The following is a 19,592-nucleotide window of genomic DNA, read 5'->3' on the forward strand; positions in this document are numbered from 1 at the left end:
GAGAATGGCCAACGTTGAACTCGTTGACGTCACCAAAATCTACGACGACGCACAGGGCACCGAGACGGCTGTCGATAGCGTCTCCATCTCCGTTGCTGATGGAGAGTTTCTCACCATTGTTGGCCCCTCAGGCTGTGGGAAATCCACCACGCTTCGGATGCTTGCCGGGCTTGAACCCGTCACAGAGGGGTCAATCCTGATCGACGGGCGCGAAGTTCAGCACCTCGTCCCGAGCGAGCGGAACGTCGCCATGGTGTTTCAGAACTTCGCGCTCTACACGAAGATGACGGCGCGTGAAAACATCGGGTATGGGCTCAAACACTCGACACGGCTCTCTCGACCTGAACGACAAGAGCGGATTGCGGAGATGGCTGAGTTGCTTGGCATCCACGACCATCTCGATGATAAGCCGGCAGAGCTGAGCGGCGGGCAAAAACAACGGGTGGCGCTTGGTCGCGCACTTGTCCGTGAGCCGGACGTGTTTTTGCTTGATGAACCGCTGTCAAATCTCGACGCCAAGCTCCGGTCGGAGATGCGAACAGAGCTCCAACGCATCCACGACCAGCTTGGCGTGACAACCATCTATGTGACACATGACCAGAAGGAGGCGATGACGATGTCTGACCGCATTGCGGTGATGAACGACGGGCGCCTCCAACAGATCGCGACGGCTGAATCCGCCTACGATCGCCCAGCCAACCAATTTGTTGGGACGTTTCTCGGCAATCCGGCGATGAACACCGCCACAGTCACGATCGAACGGCACGATGAGACCGCCAAGCTGCGGACGGATGGCGGCACCGTGTTGACGACAGTGCCCACACAAGCGCTCCCTTCTGGGGTCTCCGAAGCGACTGTTGGCATCCGGCCCGAAGACGTGGAACTGCGACCCGATCCGAACGGGTCGGCGAGCGTTGCTGTCACTGAATTCCAGGGCAACACCAACTACGTTCATCTGACGCTCGACGACCAGTCACTCACCGCCCGGCTCACGACGAATCAGACGTTTGACCGGGATGAACGGGTCGCGCTTGAGATCGACGCGCCGGATCTGTACCTCTTTGATACCGCAACCGGGGAGACGCTCAAGACACGCGACCGTGCGACACACGCTGCCACCAGGTGACCACCATGCGAGACACACCCCCTACAGATCTCTCGTCGCTCACAGACACGCTGAGTTCAGGCGAGCAGTTCTATCGACGGGCGGGTGCGCGACTCTTGTCGCCTCCCGCTCCATCCGTTGATCGCGTGTCACAAACTCCTACAGCGCTCCACGCTGGCTATCACGCGTTCGATCTCGCACATACGCTCATGCTTCACGAGCAGGGCCTTCTCCCACCGACTATCGGGCGCCAGCTCTTGGAGGGGCTCTTGACACTCGAAGATGCGACTGGAGATCCAGTCCCCGCGCGTGAGTCGATTGGCCATGGAGCTCACTCGGGGGAAGCCCACCTGATCGAGATGTACGGTGAAACAGTCGGTGGGTGGCTACACACCGGGCGGAGTTCACACGATCTTTCGGCCGTCACAACCCGGTATGTGTTACGCGACCGCCTCCTCACCGTTGGCCGTAGCCTTGTTAAGTTAGTTGAGACATACGCGTCCCGTGCTGAGGCGGCACTCTCTGTCCCGATGCCCACGTACACGGGACTCCAACACGCACAGGTCGGGACCGTTGGCTACCAGCTCTGCTCGCAGGCGTTCCCGCTCACACGGGATCTTCCGCGGCTCATTGCCTGTTGGGACCGGCTTAACCAGAGTCCGGCTGGGGCGGCGGCGGGGACAACGACTGACTTTGATATTGACCGCGAGCGGGTCGCGTCGTTGCTCGGCTTCGACGCTGTTTGTGAAAATGCTGAGGATGTCGACAAAAGCATAGACCAAATCCTCGAGGTTGCGTGTACTGTTGCGACATGCGCAGCAACTATCGGCAACGCCGCTGACACGCTCTTTCTGTGGGTTAGCGACGAGTTTGGGCTTGCTGATCTCCCCCATGAACTCTGTGGCACGAGCAGTATTATGCCACAAAAAAAGAACCCGCACAGTATCCAGACTGTCCAACGAGAGACAAACGCCGTCCTCGGTACGGCCGTCCAACAGCTCATCGCCGTCAAGAATCTGTCCGGTGGTGTCCAGTATGACCCCGCCACGTTGCGCCGATTTACGGAGACACTCGACACACTACGTGCCGTTGTCGACAAGATGATCTTTGACACTGACAGAGCGCGTGCGCTTGTGACGGCTGAGTGGGCACTTGCCACCGATCTGGCGGCACTGTTGACCAGACAGTGTGAGATCCCGTGGCGAAGCGCCCACCAGATTGTCGCCATTCTCGTCCGCGAGTACGAGGCGACTGACCAATCGCTCACAGACGTGACCGCGACCGATCTGGAGGCGATCGCCGAGGCCTATCTCGGCGACCGTCCAACCGTCTCGACAGCCGCTGTCGAGACACTCCGTGATCCAGCAGAGGCGCTTGACCGCCGGGCTAGCATTACTGGGAGTCCAGCCCCCACACAGGTTGCTGACCAAGTTGTCACGCGTCGGGACCGCGCCGCGACGTACCGCGAGCAACTCACCGAGCGGCGCGTGGCGCTCGATCACGCACACGCGACTCGACGCGCGGCGATTCGGGCAGTCATCGACGCATGAGTTCACCACACAACACCAGCTTCGGCAGCGCCGGTTGTCGTCACAGCCAGTCGTTCGGAACTACTCAAGCAGCAGCCACCCAGTCTCACACGCACTCGTTACAATGCCATTCACCGTAATTGACGGCGTTGACTCCGTTGAACAAACAGCACGGGGTGTCATCCTCACGTGTCAGTTAACGCGGTACGAACTGACCCACACCCGCCAGCGTGAGCAGCTTCAAGAATCCGTTGAACGCACGGTCCCACTCGAAATCACGTTCCTTCGTCCGGACGTGTTCCAATTTGAGCTCACCGCCACCCCTGAAACTCCAACGCTGGGGAACGACCATGTCGACACTGCTGCTGTCACGACCGCGGTGGATCTGACCGTGACACAGGGCGACGACGAGCTCGTGCTCGAAACCAGCGCCCTCACGGTGCGGATCGGCACCACAGCCTGGTCATTCAGCGTCACTGATGCTACTGGCCGTACCATCTTCGCCGAGCACCGGCCACTCGCAGCCACGAAAAACGATCCAGCGGTCTGGCCACTTGGGTTTGAAGAGGCCCAAACAAGTGAGTGGCTGTACGCAGTCGAGAAAACGGGGATCGGGTTTGACATCCGGCCCGATGAACACTACTACGGGCTTGGCGAGCAGTTCACCGCGCTCGATAAGCGGGGCCAAGCAACTGCCGCCTGGGTGTCACAGCCACACAGCACTGACAACGATCGGAGTTACAAGAGCGTCCCGTTCTACCTGTCGTCGTACGGGTACGGCCTCTTCGTCGATACTGACGCGAAGACTGAGTTTAGCTTTGGCGGCGGGAGCAAATCCGCGGTCAGCGGTGAGATTACGACACACAGCGATACCCTCCGGTTTGTGTTCATCAGCGGGCCGGAGTTCGACGACATCCTGACAACCTACACCGCTCTCACAGGGCGCCCCTCGGTGCCCCCCAAATGGAGCTTTGGGCTCTGGGCCTCACGGTACTCGTATAAAACTCAAGGGGACGTTGAACAGGTTACCCGTCGCCTCCGTGAGGAGAACATCCCGTGTGACGGGATCCATCTCGATATCAGCTGGATGCGTGAGGGCTGTCTCAGTGATCTCGAGTGGGATACGGACGCATTCCCCGATCCAGCAGGCCTGATCGAGACGCTCCACGACAACGGGTATCGGCTCATGCTCATTGAAGAGCCGTATCTCACAGCCGGCTCCGAAGCGTTTCAGACGGCTCTTGAAAACGGCTACCTCGTCGCTGATTCGGCTGGCCAGCCGTATCTCCTTGACCGGTTGGTCGTGAGTAAACACCGTGGCGGCATTCTCGACTTTACCAACCCTGCGGCTGTCGAGTGGTGGCAACAGAAACACCAGGAGTTACTCGAGATGGGTGTGGATGGGTTCTGGACGGATTTCGGCGAATACCTTCCCGACGATGCGATTCTTTCAAACGGGCAGTCTGGCGCTCAGATGCGCAACCAATACCCTGATCTCTACCAACAGACTGCGGCTGATGCGATGACAGCGGCCGGACGGACACCGTTACTGTGGAGTCGGGCTGGGTGGATGGGCACACAGCGCATGCCGATCCACTGGGGTGGTGACTCCGATACAACGTTCCGCTCACTCGCTGCCACGGTACGCGGTGGACTGAGTCTCGCTCTGTCTGGGTACGGGTTCTGGAGTCACGATATTGGTGGCTTTAGCGGCACTCCAACACCAGAACTGTATATCCGGTGGGCGCAGTTCGGGTTATTATCAAGCCATGCGCGATTCCATGGCACGACTCCGCGCGAGCCGTGGGAGTTCGGCGACGAGGCGCTTGCCATTTTCCGGAAGTTTGCGCGTCTTCGTTACCGGCTCATTCCATATCTGTACACCAACGCAGTGGTCACCGCCACGACAGGTCTGCCCCTGATGCGGCCGCTGGTGTTACATTACAGTGATGATCCGGCGACACGAACTATTGAGACACAGTACCTGCTGGGTCGTGACCTTCTCGTTGCGCCCGTGTTGACGGCTGATAGCACCGTTGAGGTGTATCTCCCAGCCGGAGAGTGGATTAATTACTGGTCAGACACCCGCTATACGGGACAGCAAACGCTTCAGCTGGATGTGCCACTTGATGAGGTTCCGCTCTTCGTCCGGGCAGGCAGCATCATTCCATCGCGAGAACCCACCCAGACCGTTGAACAGGGCCCCCCAGATGAGCTAGAATTGACGGCGCGACTCGCCGATGGCCAGGCCAGTGGCCAGTACTACAATGACGCGGCTGACACACTAACCGAAATCACGATCTCTGTCGACGCTGCTGTTGAGGTGACTGTTGCTGGCGACCTGCCACAGACATGTCTCACAGTTACAGACGTCCACACAGAGCCCACACAGGTTACGCTGATCAACACCGCAACCAACACCGAAATACAGCTTACTGCCGACTCTTGGTCATATCACGGGGAGACACTCACCGTCGAGATTGGTCCAACCGTGGAGTAGCAGTCTCCCCAAGTCGATAGACTCCCTGGGTCGTCATTCCACAACTCTTCGTCAATTCGTTCGAAGTACCCCACTCGTGGGGTTTTCACCGCGTCAACTGGCATGTAGCCGTGGTCACGCAGTCGCTCTATGAGGTCTTTTTTTGGCGCGCCCCGCCCGCTCAGTTGTATCCTCGAGATTCTGGAGCCACACCGGCTCCTCAGTCGTTTTGTTCGTACTCACTTCGTTACCGAGCGAGCGGACCCGGGCGGAGTACTTCGGCGAAATCGGGACATCCTCTTGGGAAACACCGTCAGGGAGGTCACCATCCGTCTGCGGGATGTACTCTCGTCGGGGAATGTCTCTACCGTCTCGGGCACGACAAAGTTCCAGAAGACATCCCAGATGTCGGCCTCAGCGAACTGAAGGATGGGCTGGATGCGGTCGTGCGGCGGGAACAGATCCGGACCATGACGCGGCAAGAAGAACATCTCATCCACACGCGCCTCCTGTTCGTCCCAGCGCACACCCGAAATCAATGTCAAAACTGTGTCCGGGTAGGTGATTCGCGTTCAGACATCAAGTTCAGTCATATCAAGCAGAGGCGCTCAGCGTGGCGATCTATTGTGGACTTGTTGCCAGATGTCCCGCGCGACGACGCTGAGTGTTACTCCCAGTACGACCACCGAAAACGCGGTCCAGAGTCGCACATTGACCCCGTTGACACCCGCCCAGAACGGCACGGTGGGACGCGGTTGCGCCGCGACGAACGGCCACAGCAGGTCTGCCGGAAACCGGCCTGCGAGCAGAGCCTGGTACGTGTCCCCAACTATGTGTGATAAGTACGCAACCACGAACGCGCCGGCAACGCGTGGCCGCTCGGTGTACCAACCATACGCGAGCACGCCGACAGCAATCGGGACTGCGAACGGGAGCGAGTGAATGAAGACACGGCCACTTGGGAGGACGCCAAGTTGGTGTGCGAGCGGCTTGTCGACCAAGTCCGGAAACTGACTCCCGACCGCGGTCACAAATATCACGGCGCGTGTCGGCAGACGCCGGTCGCAAATGGCGACATACACCAGTATCGGGAGGAGGGCAACGAGCAGGTGCTCGTAGGGGAACACGTCAGTACATTCTCGATCACGTCTAAAGAACGTTCTCGCCTCAATTTCCGTGGTGACCGCCAGAGCAACCATAGAACGCCACATCGAATACGCCGACACGCTTACAACAACATGCTCCAAACTGGTAGCTGCTCTTAGTCTTACTGACTGAGAGGAGATAATAGCGCTTGACGACGAGTTCAATACGATGCGGACGCCCGTCGTTGTCGACGGACGGCGAGCAATCGACCGCCGCGATGGGATCGTGTACGAGGGACTCACGTGGTGACTAAGTCCCGGAATTCTGCGACCGGCGAACGCGATCGATGGACCCCCGACAACGAGTGGCGGACGATCGTCGCAAACGTCCCGCTCGTCTCTGTCGACCTCGTTACGAGAAGGGATTGTCTGACGTCTCTAGCCGGGTGATAAAGATACGAGCGCATACCCCCGTCTTTAGGCGGGGGTCAAGCGGACAATAGCCTACACACCCACCGTCGACGCTACGTCTGGATTTCCCACGGTTCATCGGCAGTATTAACATGACAACGGACGGTAGTGTACAACACGCATGAAGACCACACGGCATGCGAGCTACAACCTCAACTACCACATAGTGTGGTTACCGAAGTACCGTCAATCGGTACTCGTCAACGAGGTCGCTGACCGTGTGCGGACCATCCTCCACGAAATAGCCGACAGCAAAGGCGTCGAAATTCTCGACCTCACCGTACAGTCCGATCACGTTCACCTGTTCGTCAGTAGTCCGCCGAAGAACGAACCGGCACTACTCGCAAACTGGTTCAAGGGTATCTCCTCGCGCAAGTACAACCACCGATACGCCGACCACGACGGCGAGAAAATCGGATGGACGCGAGGGTATTACGCAGGTACCGCTGGACACGTTTCCAGCGAGACTGTCGAGAACTACATCCAGCAACACACGGAGGGCGATTCGTGACCGAACTCACGAAGACGCTCGAACTCAAACTTGTGGACCCGAACGCCCACAAGCGGCGGAAACTCCGGGAGACGAGGGCAGCGTACCAGCACGCCCTCCAAGACGCCTTCAACCAGAACTGTACCACACAGACTGAAGCGAACGACGTGGTGGTCACCTACAATCTGAGCGGGTACGCGAAGAACGCACTCAAAAAGTACGTCCCGAAACTCACGACGACGTACAACGCGGGCGAACTCCACGACGACCACCCTGTGCGCTTCACCAACGAGGGGCTACGACTCGACCACAAGCCCGAAAACGCAATCGAGTGGTGCGTCAAAATCCCGCACCACGAGGACTACCACCTTTGGATACCAGCCCAACCCAATCCCGAACAGCGAGACTGGCTGGAGGCGTTGAACGCGGAAGATGCCAGGATGGGTGAGAGTCGGCTGTTCGAGCGGGACGGGACGTGGTATCTCCACGTTACCGCCACCCGCAACGTGGAGGAACGCTCTGAGGCATCCGCCGAAGAACGGACGCCCATCGGAGTAGACATCGGGGAAGCGTCACTCGTCACGGTGTGTCACCGCGACGACCACGGTTCTCCGACCGCGCCCGAATTGTGGGCCGACGAGGGCAAGACTGTTCGTCGGCTCCGCAAGACCTATTTCACTGCCAAGCGCCGACTCCAGACGCGCGGAAGCGAGCGTATCGCGGAGTCCTTTGGCGACGACGTATGGAACCAGATAGACGACGTGTTCCACCGCGTCACCCGCGAAGTCGTGGAGCACGCCGAATCCGTCGAGAATCCCGTTCTCGTTCTGGAAGACCTGACGTATATCCGGGAGTCGATGGACTACGGCGAGTTCATGAACCGGCGTCTCCACGGCTGGGGGTTCGCAAAACTCCACGCACAGATACGCTACAAGGCCGTCGAGAAGGGGATTCCCGTTGAGACGGTGTACCCGCGCAACACGTCGAAGGAGTGCCACGCCTGCGGTGAAGTGGGATACCGGCCGCGTCAGGCGACGTTCAGGTGTTCGAACGATGCGTGCTGGATGGGTGAGTACCAAGCGGACGTGAACGGCGCGATAAACATCGCAGATCGCTACCTCAGTGGAGAGAGCCATTCAAGAGAACACACGGATGGCGATGACTCGGCTGAGGATGGGGGGCGTTTGACCGCCCCACAAGACACCCAAGCCGATGCTGACACCCAGCAGGAGACGCGTGGAACGTATGCGTCTTGAAACCAGAGGGCCACGACAGGCCTGAAATCCCGTGGTGGGATTCCCGCGTCTTCAGGCGCGGGAGGAGGTCAAGTAATTCGTTACCCGGGCTGTCGGAAGCGTCCCCTGATCGATTCCACGGACGATCTCCATCGCGATGTCGTGGTGTTCGTCGTCAATATCGGCCATCCCAATCAGCACGCCTGTATCGATTACGGCGACTGCCATCAGTTGGACTCTGAGAACGCGGGATCGTCCTCGTAGCCTGCGAGATCGTGAGTGTCAGAGCCACCACCCCCCATCTGGACTGGCTCGAAGTCATCGAACGCGCCATAGTGCTGCTTGACAACCTCTACAGAGAGGTTTTTCTCGCCGTCAGTGGTCCACCGGAGCTTGTCACCGGGTTCGATGTCAAGACGCCGGCGGAGGGCGGCCGGAATGGTTACCATTCCACTATCGCTAACCGTCGTCTCTTCTGGGGGCTCGCCAGTTGCCATACGCGACTGTACGCGCTCCCACACAGTACATGTTGCGCCACATGTGTGTCGGACTGTTGGTCCGCTCAGACGCCGAGATCGCGGAGCGTCCAGCCGTTCGGCAGGCTGGCGTCGAAGCCGGTCTCTTCAACTAACGCTTCGAGCAGATCGACCGCTGCGTACTGATCGGTGTAGACGGACCACAGCTTTCGAGAACATTGACATCCTCCTCCGCCTGAAGGCGGAGGAATCCCGAAATTTGGGATATTAGGGTTTACAGACTCCCTGCTCTCTCGTGTTGAACGACCCGCTCTCGCGGTCGAACAGGAAGACTCCGGGCTGTGCCAAACAGCCGTTACTCATATCCCCAGTCGGGGGACTCTGAGTTATCCTTCTGCGAATGTTCACCGCACCGTTCACGTCTGCGTTCATCACCGTTCCACACGACGAACAGACGTACAGACCGCGCTCCACACGGTTACTATCTCGAATCTGTCCGCAACACGAACACGTCTTGCTCGTGTTCTCCTCGTCTACCCGGTCAACGAGGATTCCGTGTTCCTTGGACTTGTATTCGAGGAGACGGGCGAAACGGTCAAACTCCCACCCGTGGAGTTTCTTGTTCCCCGACGCACCCCAGTTCCGCGAGTCGCCGTTCTCATCCTCGCGTATGTCACTGAGATCGCCAACAGCGATCTGCCCCACGCCTTCTTCGACACACCGCTGAACGATGTGTTTCGAGAGGGTGTGAAGGAAGTGGTCTTTACGCCGGGAGAGTTTCTGTCGAGCCTTCCGTACACGCTTCGACGGCCCGTTCTCACCTTCGGTCTGGTACTCCTCACGGGTGAAGTAGTGCTTGTCTTCTTTCACCACGTTCCCCGGATACAGTTCACTCGCGCCGTCTTCGTAGTCGATAGCGAGATAGTTGCTGATACCGAGGTCGATACCCGCTGTGTTGTCACCCGGTGCGTCTTCGACTGGAATTTCTTTCTTACAGACGAGGTGTAGTTCCCACTCGTCGCCGTTCCAGACGGCACGCACCTGCTGGATGTTCTCGACTTCTACGTCGGGCCGAGTTTCGTACTCTGTGAGTATGAAGTCAGACCGTGACTCTTTCAGGTTGAAGCCTTTCGAGAGGCGAAGTTGGCCGTGCTTGTCGTCGTGTTTGATGGCTCGCTTTTTCCACGTGACGGTGGAGCGTGGGTGGTTGTCGCCACGTTTCCGGTAGCCCGGTGGGTTGTTGCCGTCGTTGGAGTTGTACCAGCCGGTGAACGCTTCAGCAAGTTCTTCGAGAACTCGCTGACTTGACTGAGAATGGAGGTCACTATAGCGTTCGTGGTCTTTCAGCTCCGATTTCAATTCGGCTTCGTCAGGTATCTCACCCGTTTCATCCCACTGGTCTTGGATGTAGTAGCGTCCGACGTTCCACAGTTTGGATGCGGAGAACCCACATTGGTCGAGGTCGTCACGAACCTGTTGGTGGTTCGTGATGCGTGCGACGTAGGTGCGGGTCGTTTCCAGCATCGTACTGTGTTCATAATACATTATAAAACGATAAGTCTTAAAACCAACGACCGGGCGTGGAATATCCAACAAGGGCTTTCTCTGTGGATTATCGGTCAGAGTGTCAGATTCATCCCGCAGCTAAAGGCGCGGGTATTCTCCTTGCTTTCTATAAAAGAATATAGTACTATACCAAAGTACTATGTTCCGCTAGCCTGTCAGTGCCTCCATGAGCGACCGACACCCACCAGCTACGTTTACAGATATCAACGAGGCAGTCGGGACAGACTGGGAGTCTAACACGACGCCATACGAGCGCATTCGGCATGTCATTAGCCACACGTACAGCCCACTGTCGGCTGATACGGTCGCTGACAATGCGCGGACCGCTCCGAAGACCGCTCGAAAGCATCTGAACGCACTCGCTGACGAGGGGTTCGTCGAGACGACACCCGGCGAGCACGGTAGTACGCAGTATCGTCGCTCGCCTGAATCACTAGTCGTGGAACAGGCGTCCGACATCTTGGAGCACGTTTCGACTGACGAACTCGTCGCACGGATTCAGGACATGCGCGAGCAGCTCACAGACTATCAGGCTGAATTCGGTGTCGAGTCCCCTGAAGAGTTAGCCGTCAGCCAAACGAATCAGGCGCTCGCCGAGTCCGGAGATCCACAAGCAGAGATCGATCCCGAGCGGGTTCGTGAGTGGAAGACGCTCCGTCGGAACCTCGCGTTCGCAAATGCGGCCCTCTCGATCGATACCGCCGAGCAGTTTGTCGACGATGACCGTCGCTCGACTGACGAGAACGTCCCGGCCTGAGCGATGGTGAACGCTTCAAACCAACACGAACAGCATACGCTCCGTGGAGCGACAGACCGTCCGGCACTACTCACGATTCGTGACGTTATCGAGGAAATGGAGCCGCTTGCGACAGCTGAACTCGATGACTACCTTCATCCATCTGTCCTCGAAGTTGCGCTCGACGATGGACTGTGTACGGCCGACGCGGCACGGATGGACGTCCAGTGGACCACACAGGCCGACTACAAGTTCCATTATACTGACACAGAAGCGGTGAATCTTCGGTGGGGAAAGCATCCACATGCGGACGGCTATTTCAACGTCAGGGAGCTCGAACACTATCATCCGCCGCCGACTGCGAGCTCAAAACCAGATGAGGTCGAAGAATCCTGTATCAAACAGACTCCCGAAGTATTGGTCACTCGCGCCATCCTCAAACTCTGGCGGGTCGCCTACCACATGGATTCGTACGACCCGCTCAATACTGGCCAAAATCTGCCGTAACTGTCTCGGGGTCAAGTGGTTCGAGACGCAAGCGTCTCGTCATCACGGAAGACGAAGTCTTCCGTACGACCCCGAGAGTCCCTGTAGGTTCCCAACTACGTTGACATCCTTACCGCGCTGAACCCAAGGCTTTCTTCCCGATTCTGCTCAGATACCGAGATCCCGGAACGTCCAATCATTTGGCAGGGTGGCGTCGAAGCCGGCCTCTTTGACGAGGTCACGGATGCGCTGTTCGACCGTGTCGTCTAACTCGAACGTGTCGTCGAACTCCTCGTGCCAGTCGTCGTACTGCGGCATCTCTGGCCAGTAATCGTCCGTCTATGACATCCTCCTCGCCGTGAACGGCGAGGTTTCCTCGCGCTGTGGGGGTATCGCTTACCGACCCACGGAGGCAACTTGCGGGTTCGTATGCTCCTCGTTGGGAACTGAGCGTGGTGACTCTGATCATGAATGGTCGTCACACTTGAGGCATACAGGCCGTGCCATCGACCGTGTTACCGTCGTCTGCCGTCTCAAGAACGTCTCTGACGCGGAGAGGTCTGCGTGTCCCTCAAAGCCACACGAACACGTCAGCGTGTCGCGGTGGCGCGTCGTATTCTCAGTCGAACCGCAGTTCGGACACTCCTGACTTGTCCACGCCTCAGACCGCACTTCCACCGAGATGCCGTATTCTGCGGCGGTACACGCCAGTCGGTTCACGAACGCTCTGAACGCCCAGAAATTGTGTGTCTTCGCGTTTGTCTCTACCGACCAGTGCGTGTCAAGCACGTCCGTCAGCGCCCCGACGTACACCGTCGAAACGCCATCCTCGTACAGGCGTTCGATGAGGTCACGAGCGAGCGCATCTTGAGCGTGGTCACGTCGCTTCGTGCGCCGGTCATACAGGTGTCGGATTCGGTCACTACTGTATCGTCCTTCTTCCAAGAGTAACACCAACAAACGAACTCCGGTGTCTTATTGACGGTACCTGTCTGATACGCGGGCAGTTAACCGATTCACTCGACACGCTTGCGAGCCAGTGTCGTCGCGTCACGGCGACAGACACGGGGGCAACCATCCACCATCCAGATGGGACCACAACAGCAATCAGCCGGGAGACGGCCCGTGCCACGCTCCGCCCACTGGCTGTGCCTGCCCGGCCAGTCCATCTCGCAACCGGGCGTGAAACAGCGACCGTGGTTGTCCAAGACGGCGCCGAGTTTCGCGATGTCCGGTGGCCAGCAGCGACAACTGCTGTGTGCTCGCCTAACCGTGACGCGTTCATGACCGGCTTTCGAGAGACCTACACGATTTCTGACCCGGACGCAACACTACACTACACTACACTACACTACCACGAGGGGCTTCCAGAAATGGTCGCATACGGTAGACAGTACGCCGCACAACCACCTCACCCGCTTGGGTGGGTTGCCTTCGCCAAGCAGTACCGAACCCAACAGGGCCGTACCCCAACCGCTTCAGGCCCACTCAGGGGGCTGCGGCTTCGATATCTACCGCCCGCTCGCGAAGCGGTGTTTGCGGCTCTGTCCGGCGAGTAAGGACGCTCGGGCTCCTGTCGATTTCCGTGGCTGAAGCCGTCGGCATGGTGTGTGTCTCGGTGAGCCTCCCGGTCGAGTCGATGTCAAGAACGAACTCCCACAGTGAGATCTCTTCTCAAAAAAACTAGATAACATACGCTACCGCTGATCAGCGATTGTGTTTGTCCGGGCCGAGATCGACAGCGCTCCTTGGGTGATTCTCGTGACGATTTTAAACACTTTGAGAAGTGACATGCTGACAAACAGGTGTGAGTGCTCCAGACAGTGAGAGAGGCACGCCGATCGAGATGCTACCGGTATGGGTCGTTCTATTGGAGTTGCTCTCGGAGTTAGACGGGGGTGAGAGGGGGGTAACTGTGGGTGAACACCAAAGCGCTCCATGACAGATCGATCAGCGTTCCGTCTGCGAGTTAGTGGGGGTGGACGGCCGACTGATAAGAAGCAGAAGACGGTCCTAACGGAAGGAAGTGCTGTCGCAACTGATTGTGTCACAAGCAGGCGGAGCCAACACGGTAACTCCCCCCGGTGGACCCACCAACGACAGGTGATCGGGTATGACAACAACTGGGTAGATTAGCGACGTGAGGATACTGTTGGATTATCGGTGACTGCGTGTGTTGATCGAATTCGTCTCGCAGTTACGTCAACACCGAGCCGATATATCAGATCACAGTGTATTGCGTGTAGGGCAATTCAGCGAGAAGCGATCAAGCGGTGTTTGAGTTGTCTTGGCCAGTTTGCGTGTCCGGTCGTCCGTGGCGGATCTCATCACAGGGGGTACACAAGACGTCGAGCGAAAAGAGACACCGAATCAAGAGTGGCTGGCCACCCGGTGGATCTACTGGCCTCCGCGCTGGAGGGGCTCACTTCTCACACAGTCGGTAGGGTATCCAGTCTCGTGCTTCTTATTCTTCTTATCAGTCGGCATCTTACTCCCTCTAACCATCCCCGTCTAGCGGTTTTCGATAATACCCTCTACTTGTCTATGGACTCCCTCTAACTACGGGTCTAACTAGAACCGTCGTCGACAATTACTCTCTTAGTGTGCTCAGCAACCCTAGTGACAATCCTCATTGCGTGCGCACACCAGCTCAATATCCCATTCGTCAGACAGTGTTCAACGAAATCTATGATGGAATCAGAATGCTGGAACTGGTCGATGAACATGGAGGTGGGCTTCTCGTAGCCGTACTCCTTGGCGACTTGGTTAATGGAATAACTGGTATGGCTTTTGGATTGTGCTTATCATGTTCTGCGCGCAAACGCGTCCTGAAAACGTATACCGTTGGCACAGCAAGTAGGAATATGACTAAAGTGGACGCAAACGGACGCGTCGCCCTTCCGGAGGGAGTGCGAGAGCGTCTTGGTCTCACCCCTGGCACAGAAGTACATATCCACGAAGAAGACGGGAGAGCTATTATCGAGCCAGAATTAGATCCTGAGCTGATTATCGAACGGATGGAGCAACTCATCGCAGAAACGTCGTCTGAACAAAGACAAACGATGCCATTTGAGAAGGGAAACGATCCTCTTGCCGAACAGCACAGAGAGACGACTCGAAGCGGAGCAATCGAAAGCAACAACAATTGAGAACGAACGCGCAAAACGCGAATAGTTCAATTCACTGGAGTAGAGTGACGTCCAAAAACAGAGCCCGCGCAGAGGCCGTCCACCGTGGGCTAATGAGCGACTTGAAGAATTTGCCGTGATCAACGACTGTCCCAGCACCTACGAACAATTCTACAAGATGGTGGTCTCAACATGGTCGCCTTGAAGCACGACCTCGCGATCAGCTATCGCTGTCACTTCACATGTGACGACCCTGCGATCGCTGGTGACGGTATCACAGTGAGTTCCGATTTTTTCGCCTAGTGTTCGCGGAACTTCACCGGCGCAGTTAATACTATCTTGACGGTCGTGAGCCCGACTACAGACAACTCACTCAACAGGCGCGTGCCAAAAGAGCGTATCGAGCATGAGCAGACAACAGACGACGAGCGCGCCTGCCATCGCGATGGTGTACGCCTCAAACGCTGTGCCAACAATGTGCGCCGTAAGAAGCGTGAGCGGGATCGATGTCAAAACTGCGTCCGGGTAGGCGATGTCGGGTTCCACCATTGGGGTCACCCCGCTGTCCCCTGTCCATGGGAAACCCATGTGCGCTGGTGAACCGATTCCCCGACATCGCCATTCCTCCCCGCCAGCCGACCCCACTGTGTGACCCACACCCCGTGGACGCCACACGGCCTGCGCTCGGCAGAGCCGCCCCGCGCTTTGAGAACCACTTGCCGCCCCGATCTCCTCGCCTCCACAGTCATCAATGCGTTATCATGACGCCACCCACAAATAACTAATTACATGTAATTACATCTCAGCACGGGCCTGCGGAGAGCGTACCCTGATACTCCCGCGTTTGATCAGAATACATCCAAATCTTAAAACAAAGATTTATATAGTAGTTTAGTCGCTTAGAAGTTACCACAAACGAGCCGCGATCCCCGCGTATAAATAAACTGTAGGCGAAACGACTGGTATGGGTTTGTTCGACCGGCTTCGCGGTGACGACGACAACCGTGTTGTGTTTCTCGGCATCGACGGCGTACCACTCAATCTCGTCGAAGACCACCCCGAGGTCTTCGAGAACCTGACCGAGATCAGAGAGACCGGCTCTGGCGGTCGTCTGGAAAGCATTGTCCCGCCCGAATCGAGCGCGTGCTGGCCGAGCCTCACCACGGGCGTCAATCCGGGCGAGACGGGCGTCTATGGCTTTCAGGATCGTGAAGTCGGCTCGTATGAGACGTATGTTCCCCTCGGACAACACGTGAGGGCGACTCGGTTATGGGACCGCGTCACCGACGCGGGCCGGGACGCGACCGTCCTCAACGTTCCAGTCACGTTCCCACCCTCGACGCGGATCCAGCGCATGGCCTCCGGCTTTCTCTCACCAGATCTTGAGTCGGCCACCAGCGATGAGTCACTGCGCGAGACGCTCGATGGCTTTGACTACCAAATTGATGTGAACGCCAAGCTCGGTCACGACGACGACAAGACCGAGTTCATCGAGAACGCACACGCGACGCTCGACGCGCGGTACGAGGCGTTCTCACATTACCTCGCTGAGGACGATTGGGATCTCTTCTTCGGGGTGTTCATGAGCACCGATCGGGTGAACCACTTCCTGTTCGGCGATTACGCGACCGACGGCGAGTACAAACAGGAGTTCCTCGAGTTCTACCGCACGCTCGACGAGTACATCGGCGAGATTCGCGACTCACTCGATGAGAACACCACGCTGGTCGTCGCCTCGGATCACGGCTTCACCCACTTGGAGTGGGAGGTGAACTGTAACCAGTTCCTCGCCGATGAGGGGTGGCTCTCGTACGGCACCGACGACCACGACTCACTGACCGACATCGACGACGACACCCAAGCATACTCGCTCATCCCCGGGCGCTTCTATCTCAATTTGGAGGGACGTGAACCCAAGGGCGTCGTCCCCGAAGACGAGTATGAATCGACACGCGACGAGCTCATCGACGACCTCGAATCGCTCACCGGTCCAGACGGCCGCCAAGTGTGTCGCCGGATCGTGAAAGGGGAAGATGCCTTCGATGGCGCACACGACGACATCGCGCCCGATCTCGTTGTCATTCCTGCCGACGGCTTTGATCTGAAGTCCGGGTTCTCAGGCAAGGAGGCGGTGTTCACTGAGGGGCCGCGCAACGGGATGCACAAGTTCGAGAACTCGCTGTTGTACACCACAGAACCCGACTTCGACCTGCGCGACGCAAACCTCTTTGACGTGACGCCAACGATTCTGGATCTGCTTGACGTCGACGCTGACGCCGAGTTCGACGGCGCGAGCCTGCTCGGGTGACTATCTCTCACGCCTGCCTAGAGACACTGCTCTCACGATAACTCTACGTGAGCGACTGAGCCATGCCGTGGGTCAGTCGCTACTCGCCGCCGATGTGGAACGCGTGGTCGCGTATACCCACGAGAATGCCTCCCATCTCAGCTTGTAGCATCTGTGAACACAAGCTGTTCCACCCCGACGAGACCCGTCTATTTGGAACCCACGACGTGCCCAATCGCCCAGCGCCGCGCGTTTGCGGCCCCTAGGTTGAGTCAGACTCGCCATCCGCATAGAACTGTACAACACGATAAGCGGCAAACGCCGTGAACACGACCGGTGTCAAAATGAAGAATAGCAAAATCACTTCTTCACGGGTGAGCAGCCCTGTGATCGCATTTCTGTTGAGGCCCGGCAATCCCGCAAGGACGATCGGGACCAACAACAGGATACTGAACATTAACGCGGCCGTCAATCGTGTGTACGGCCATGGTTTGTCGTCGGCATCTATCGAGGACATTAGGCCTTCACCTCGTGACGACTGTCGCTCTCTGCGGGCGGCTGGCTAATTGCTTTCCAGTCCTGGCTCGCCCATTGTTGCGCCTGCTGGACACGGTCGGCCGCCGAGTGGAACTGGCCGGGCTCGCTGTGTGTCTCGACGTAGCGAAGCCGCCGGAGCAACCCGTCCATATTCGCATTTTGAATGCCTAGGCCGGGACGTCGATTCACCTCCAGCACCAATGGGCCATTGTGCTCGTCAAACACAATGTCGACACCAGCGAACCCAAGCCCGCTGGCGATCGCCGCGCGCGAGGCCATCGTGAGGACGGCCTCCCAGTCTGGAATAGCGAATTCAAGATCAGCCCCGGTGTCGGGATGTGAGTCGACGAACGCATCGCGCGTCTGGTGGTAGCCACCCGAGGCTTCACCGGTTACAATATCGATCGCGACGGCGATCGCACCGGTATGAATGTTGGCTGTTCCGTTTGACTCTTCGGTGGGAAGCCGAACCATCGACATCACAGGGAACCCCTGAAGCGTGATGACGCGAAGGTCGGGCACCCCACCTGTTGTCCGATCCGCAAGCATTCCATCAGGTGTGATGAACCCCTCGACAAGCGCCTCTCGCCGAGCACCGTAGTCACCGACACCACCAACACAGATATTTCGAGCATGAGCCACAACCTCATCAGCTGTCAGCCGTCCACGGTTCGTGAGAAACGCATCTGTCGCGTCGTCTTGCCCACGAACAAGCAGGATGTCGCGGCCGCCATACCCATCAAGCGGCTTGATAACAAACTTCTCTTTGGTCTTCATCAGCGTCCGCAGCTCATCGAAATCGGATTCATCCTGTGCGATGAGATACGTCGCCGTTGTCGGAATTGAAAGCCCGTGGAGCGTTTTTTTCATGTCTCCCTTGTTGAACTGACTCATAATCGGTGACGGATTGTATTTGTGAATGAACTCTCGGTTCCTGACTCGCATCGTCAGGATATCACCGGTGTTTTCGCTGCCAAGCGACCGTCGTAGCTCTCTGAATCGGAGGTATTCGCCAAGCCGGATGTCTGTGACGGTTCCAAGCGCAATATTGAGCGCAACGAGTGCGACCCACAGCTCCGGTGAGTGAATGACGAGCCTGATGAGCGGTTCAAAGGTGATGATGAGAAACGCAGCAGTGATTCCAACAAGCGTCGCCGCAAGCCGCCGCGTCGCGGGTACCCACCCTGTTTCCGTGAGGCTCCCGACAAACCGCTCAGCGTACCACGTCGTCAACACAACCGGGAACAGGATGACCGCCTGAAGTGACGGGATGTCTTGGAGTTGCCCAGCAGCCTCGATCACGAACAAGCCAATCGCTGCGACGACAAGCAGCGACGCCACACGATGTGGCGTTCCAAGGTTCAGGTCACTAATCGCAATGCGGGCGAGTGTGGTGAGAATAAAAATATACCCGATAACGAGAAAGCCCCAAAACGGGCCGATAAGCACCCACGAAAATGCGAGAATAACGGGGCCGAAGACACCAAACGTACTCATTCCAATTTCATTCCGGAGGATGGCAATGACCGTTCCAGCAACCATCAACCGGAAAGCAAAGTCAAGATCTTCGGCGACTGGAACGAACAACGCTGCGTTGCTCCGTAGAAACACAGCAACAACTGCTAATCCGAACAGTAGCACCAAGCTTGGAAGCTGCTGTTTAAGATTCAGATCCATCTGTTCTCCCCGAATAGATTCGACGGTACGGCTTCGTTAATGCCCCCACCCTCAGATGATAAGCCAGCAAAAGACCAGTTGGGTTGAGTCCATGTACTATACATTATTTGTTGTTATGACGCCATCTAACAGCTTAAAGTAATCCTTCCATACACTCAATATGAGGAGCTTACCGTCTTCACTGAGTTCAGCAAGTACTTGTTCTCAAATTTATGTTCCGCTGACGCAGTTGTTCCATATTCCGCTGACACAGCTGGTTGCTAAGCAGTGTGAACAAATGAGGGTACAGCGTGTCTACGCTTGTT

The 19,592-nt window shown here is 57.4% G+C and carries 16 protein-coding genes and 4 pseudogenes; 9 read left to right on the forward strand and 11 right to left on the reverse strand.

Translation table 11 applies throughout. The features are described 5' to 3' along the window. Nucleotides 1-4 precede the first annotated feature (4 nt). From ABNG04_RS08315 to ABNG04_RS08325, 3 genes are all read left to right on the forward strand, one after another. Complete coding sequence (locus tag ABNG04_RS08315) at nucleotides 5-1,126, forward strand: ABC transporter ATP-binding protein (RefSeq protein ID WP_371161675.1); 1,122 nt, start codon at nucleotides 5-7, stop codon at nucleotides 1,124-1,126. 188 nt (nucleotides 1,127-1,314) lie between these two features. Continuing rightward, the gene (locus tag ABNG04_RS08320) at nucleotides 1,315-2,655 is read left to right on the forward strand and encodes a lyase family protein (protein WP_371161677.1); all 1,341 of its coding nucleotides are present in this window, start codon (nucleotides 1,315-1,317) and stop codon (nucleotides 2,653-2,655) included. A gap of 103 nt (nucleotides 2,656-2,758) precedes the next feature. Next, the gene (locus ABNG04_RS08325) at nucleotides 2,759-5,134 is read left to right on the forward strand and encodes a TIM-barrel domain-containing protein (protein ID WP_371161679.1); all 2,376 of its coding nucleotides are present in this window, start codon (nucleotides 2,759-2,761) and stop codon (nucleotides 5,132-5,134) included. A gap of 101 nt (nucleotides 5,135-5,235) precedes the next feature. Here ABNG04_RS08325 and ABNG04_RS08330 read toward each other — a convergent pair. After that, nucleotides 5,236-5,652 (reverse strand): annotated as a pseudogene (locus ABNG04_RS08330) (phosphoadenosine phosphosulfate reductase family protein); the annotation flags it as partial. Between the two features lie 69 nt (nucleotides 5,653-5,721). Next, complete coding sequence (locus tag ABNG04_RS08335; RefSeq protein WP_371161681.1) at nucleotides 5,722-6,240, reverse strand: metal-dependent hydrolase; 519 nt, start codon at nucleotides 6,238-6,240, stop codon at nucleotides 5,722-5,724. 550 nt (nucleotides 6,241-6,790) lie between these two features. Between ABNG04_RS08335 and tnpA the strand changes: the two genes are divergently transcribed. Both tnpA and ABNG04_RS08345 read left to right on the forward strand, forming a co-directional pair. Further along, on the forward strand, nucleotides 6,791-7,180 hold the full coding sequence (tnpA, locus tag ABNG04_RS08340; protein WP_371161683.1) for an IS200/IS605 family transposase: 390 nt from the start codon (nucleotides 6,791-6,793) through the stop codon (nucleotides 7,178-7,180). Further along, nucleotides 7,177-8,415 (forward strand): RNA-guided endonuclease InsQ/TnpB family protein, encoded by a 1,239-nt coding sequence (locus tag ABNG04_RS08345; RefSeq protein ID WP_371161685.1) that lies wholly within the window; start codon nucleotides 7,177-7,179, stop codon nucleotides 8,413-8,415. The genes tnpA and ABNG04_RS08345 overlap by 4 nt, the downstream gene beginning before the upstream one ends. A gap of 51 nt (nucleotides 8,416-8,466) precedes the next feature. Here ABNG04_RS08345 and ABNG04_RS08350 read toward each other — a convergent pair whose 3' ends face one another. From ABNG04_RS08350 to ABNG04_RS08360, 3 genes are all read right to left on the reverse strand, one after another. Beyond that, nucleotides 8,467-8,622 carry a hypothetical protein gene (locus ABNG04_RS08350; RefSeq protein WP_371161687.1) on the reverse strand — a complete coding sequence of 52 codons (156 nt, stop codon included), beginning with the start codon at nucleotides 8,620-8,622 and terminating at the stop codon, nucleotides 8,467-8,469. Continuing rightward, nucleotides 8,622-8,891 (reverse strand): AbrB/MazE/SpoVT family DNA-binding domain-containing protein, encoded by a 270-nt coding sequence (locus ABNG04_RS08355; RefSeq protein WP_371161689.1) that lies wholly within the window; start codon nucleotides 8,889-8,891, stop codon nucleotides 8,622-8,624. The genes ABNG04_RS08350 and ABNG04_RS08355 overlap by 1 nt, the downstream gene beginning before the upstream one ends. A 246-nt stretch (nucleotides 8,892-9,137) precedes the next feature. Further along, nucleotides 9,138-10,394 carry an RNA-guided endonuclease InsQ/TnpB family protein gene (locus tag ABNG04_RS08360; protein ID WP_371161690.1) on the reverse strand — a complete coding sequence of 419 codons (1,257 nt, stop codon included), beginning with the start codon at nucleotides 10,392-10,394 and terminating at the stop codon, nucleotides 9,138-9,140. A 208-nt stretch (nucleotides 10,395-10,602) separates the two neighbouring features. On the opposite strand from ABNG04_RS08360, the gene ABNG04_RS08365 reads away from it, so the two are divergent. Both ABNG04_RS08365 and ABNG04_RS08370 read left to right on the forward strand, forming a co-directional pair. Further along, on the forward strand, nucleotides 10,603-11,193 hold the full coding sequence (locus ABNG04_RS08365) for a DUF7342 family protein (RefSeq protein ID WP_371161692.1): 591 nt from the start codon (nucleotides 10,603-10,605) through the stop codon (nucleotides 11,191-11,193). Nucleotides 11,194-11,196: 3 nt separating this feature from the next. Next, the gene (locus ABNG04_RS08370; RefSeq protein WP_371161694.1) at nucleotides 11,197-11,679 is read left to right on the forward strand and encodes a toxin-antitoxin system TumE family protein; all 483 of its coding nucleotides are present in this window, start codon (nucleotides 11,197-11,199) and stop codon (nucleotides 11,677-11,679) included. A gap of 147 nt (nucleotides 11,680-11,826) precedes the next feature. Here the strand turns inward: ABNG04_RS08370 and ABNG04_RS08375 are convergent. The 3 pseudogenes from ABNG04_RS08375 to ABNG04_RS08385 all read right to left on the reverse strand — a co-directional run. Next, nucleotides 11,827-11,997: pseudogene (locus ABNG04_RS08375) on the reverse strand (DUF8137 family protein); the annotation flags it as partial. Between the two features lie 57 nt (nucleotides 11,998-12,054). Further along, a pseudogene (locus ABNG04_RS08380) lies at nucleotides 12,055-12,606 on the reverse strand (zinc ribbon domain-containing protein); the annotation flags it as partial. 1,677 nt (nucleotides 12,607-14,283) lie between these two features. Beyond that, nucleotides 14,284-14,441, reverse strand: a pseudogene (locus tag ABNG04_RS08385) (phosphoadenosine phosphosulfate reductase family protein); the annotation flags it as partial. A gap of 81 nt (nucleotides 14,442-14,522) precedes the next feature. On the opposite strand from ABNG04_RS08385, the gene ABNG04_RS08390 reads away from it, so the two are divergent. Next, nucleotides 14,523-14,807, forward strand: a complete 285-nt coding sequence (locus tag ABNG04_RS08390) for an AbrB/MazE/SpoVT family DNA-binding domain-containing protein (RefSeq protein ID WP_371161698.1) — start codon at nucleotides 14,523-14,525, stop codon at nucleotides 14,805-14,807. Nucleotides 14,808-15,155: 348 nt separating this feature from the next. Here ABNG04_RS08390 and ABNG04_RS08395 read toward each other — a convergent pair whose 3' ends face one another. Further along, nucleotides 15,156-15,335, reverse strand: coding sequence for a DUF8015 family protein (locus ABNG04_RS08395; RefSeq protein ID WP_371161700.1), 180 nt, complete (start codon nucleotides 15,333-15,335; stop codon nucleotides 15,156-15,158). A 415-nt stretch (nucleotides 15,336-15,750) separates the two neighbouring features. On the opposite strand from ABNG04_RS08395, the gene ABNG04_RS08400 reads away from it, so the two are divergent. Next, nucleotides 15,751-17,094, forward strand: a complete 1,344-nt coding sequence (locus ABNG04_RS08400) for an alkaline phosphatase family protein (RefSeq protein ID WP_371161702.1) — start codon at nucleotides 15,751-15,753, stop codon at nucleotides 17,092-17,094. 241 nt (nucleotides 17,095-17,335) lie between these two features. Here the strand turns inward: ABNG04_RS08400 and ABNG04_RS08405 are convergent, their stop codons facing one another. Both ABNG04_RS08405 and ABNG04_RS08410 read right to left on the reverse strand, forming a co-directional pair. Further along, nucleotides 17,336-17,590 (reverse strand): hypothetical protein, encoded by a 255-nt coding sequence (locus ABNG04_RS08405; protein WP_371161704.1) that lies wholly within the window; start codon nucleotides 17,588-17,590, stop codon nucleotides 17,336-17,338. Further along, a complete protein-coding gene (locus tag ABNG04_RS08410) occupies nucleotides 17,590-19,287 on the reverse strand; it encodes a sugar-transfer associated ATP-grasp domain-containing protein (protein ID WP_371161705.1) in 1,698 nt (565 codons plus the stop codon). Before ABNG04_RS08410 ends, ABNG04_RS08405 begins: the two co-directional genes overlap by 1 nt. Nucleotides 19,288-19,592: the final 305 nt, after the last annotated feature.

The sequence above is a fragment of the Halorubrum miltondacostae genome (genome assembly GCF_041379815.1).
Classification (GTDB): Archaea; Halobacteriota; Halobacteria; order Halobacteriales; family Haloferacaceae; genus Halorubrum; species Halorubrum miltondacostae.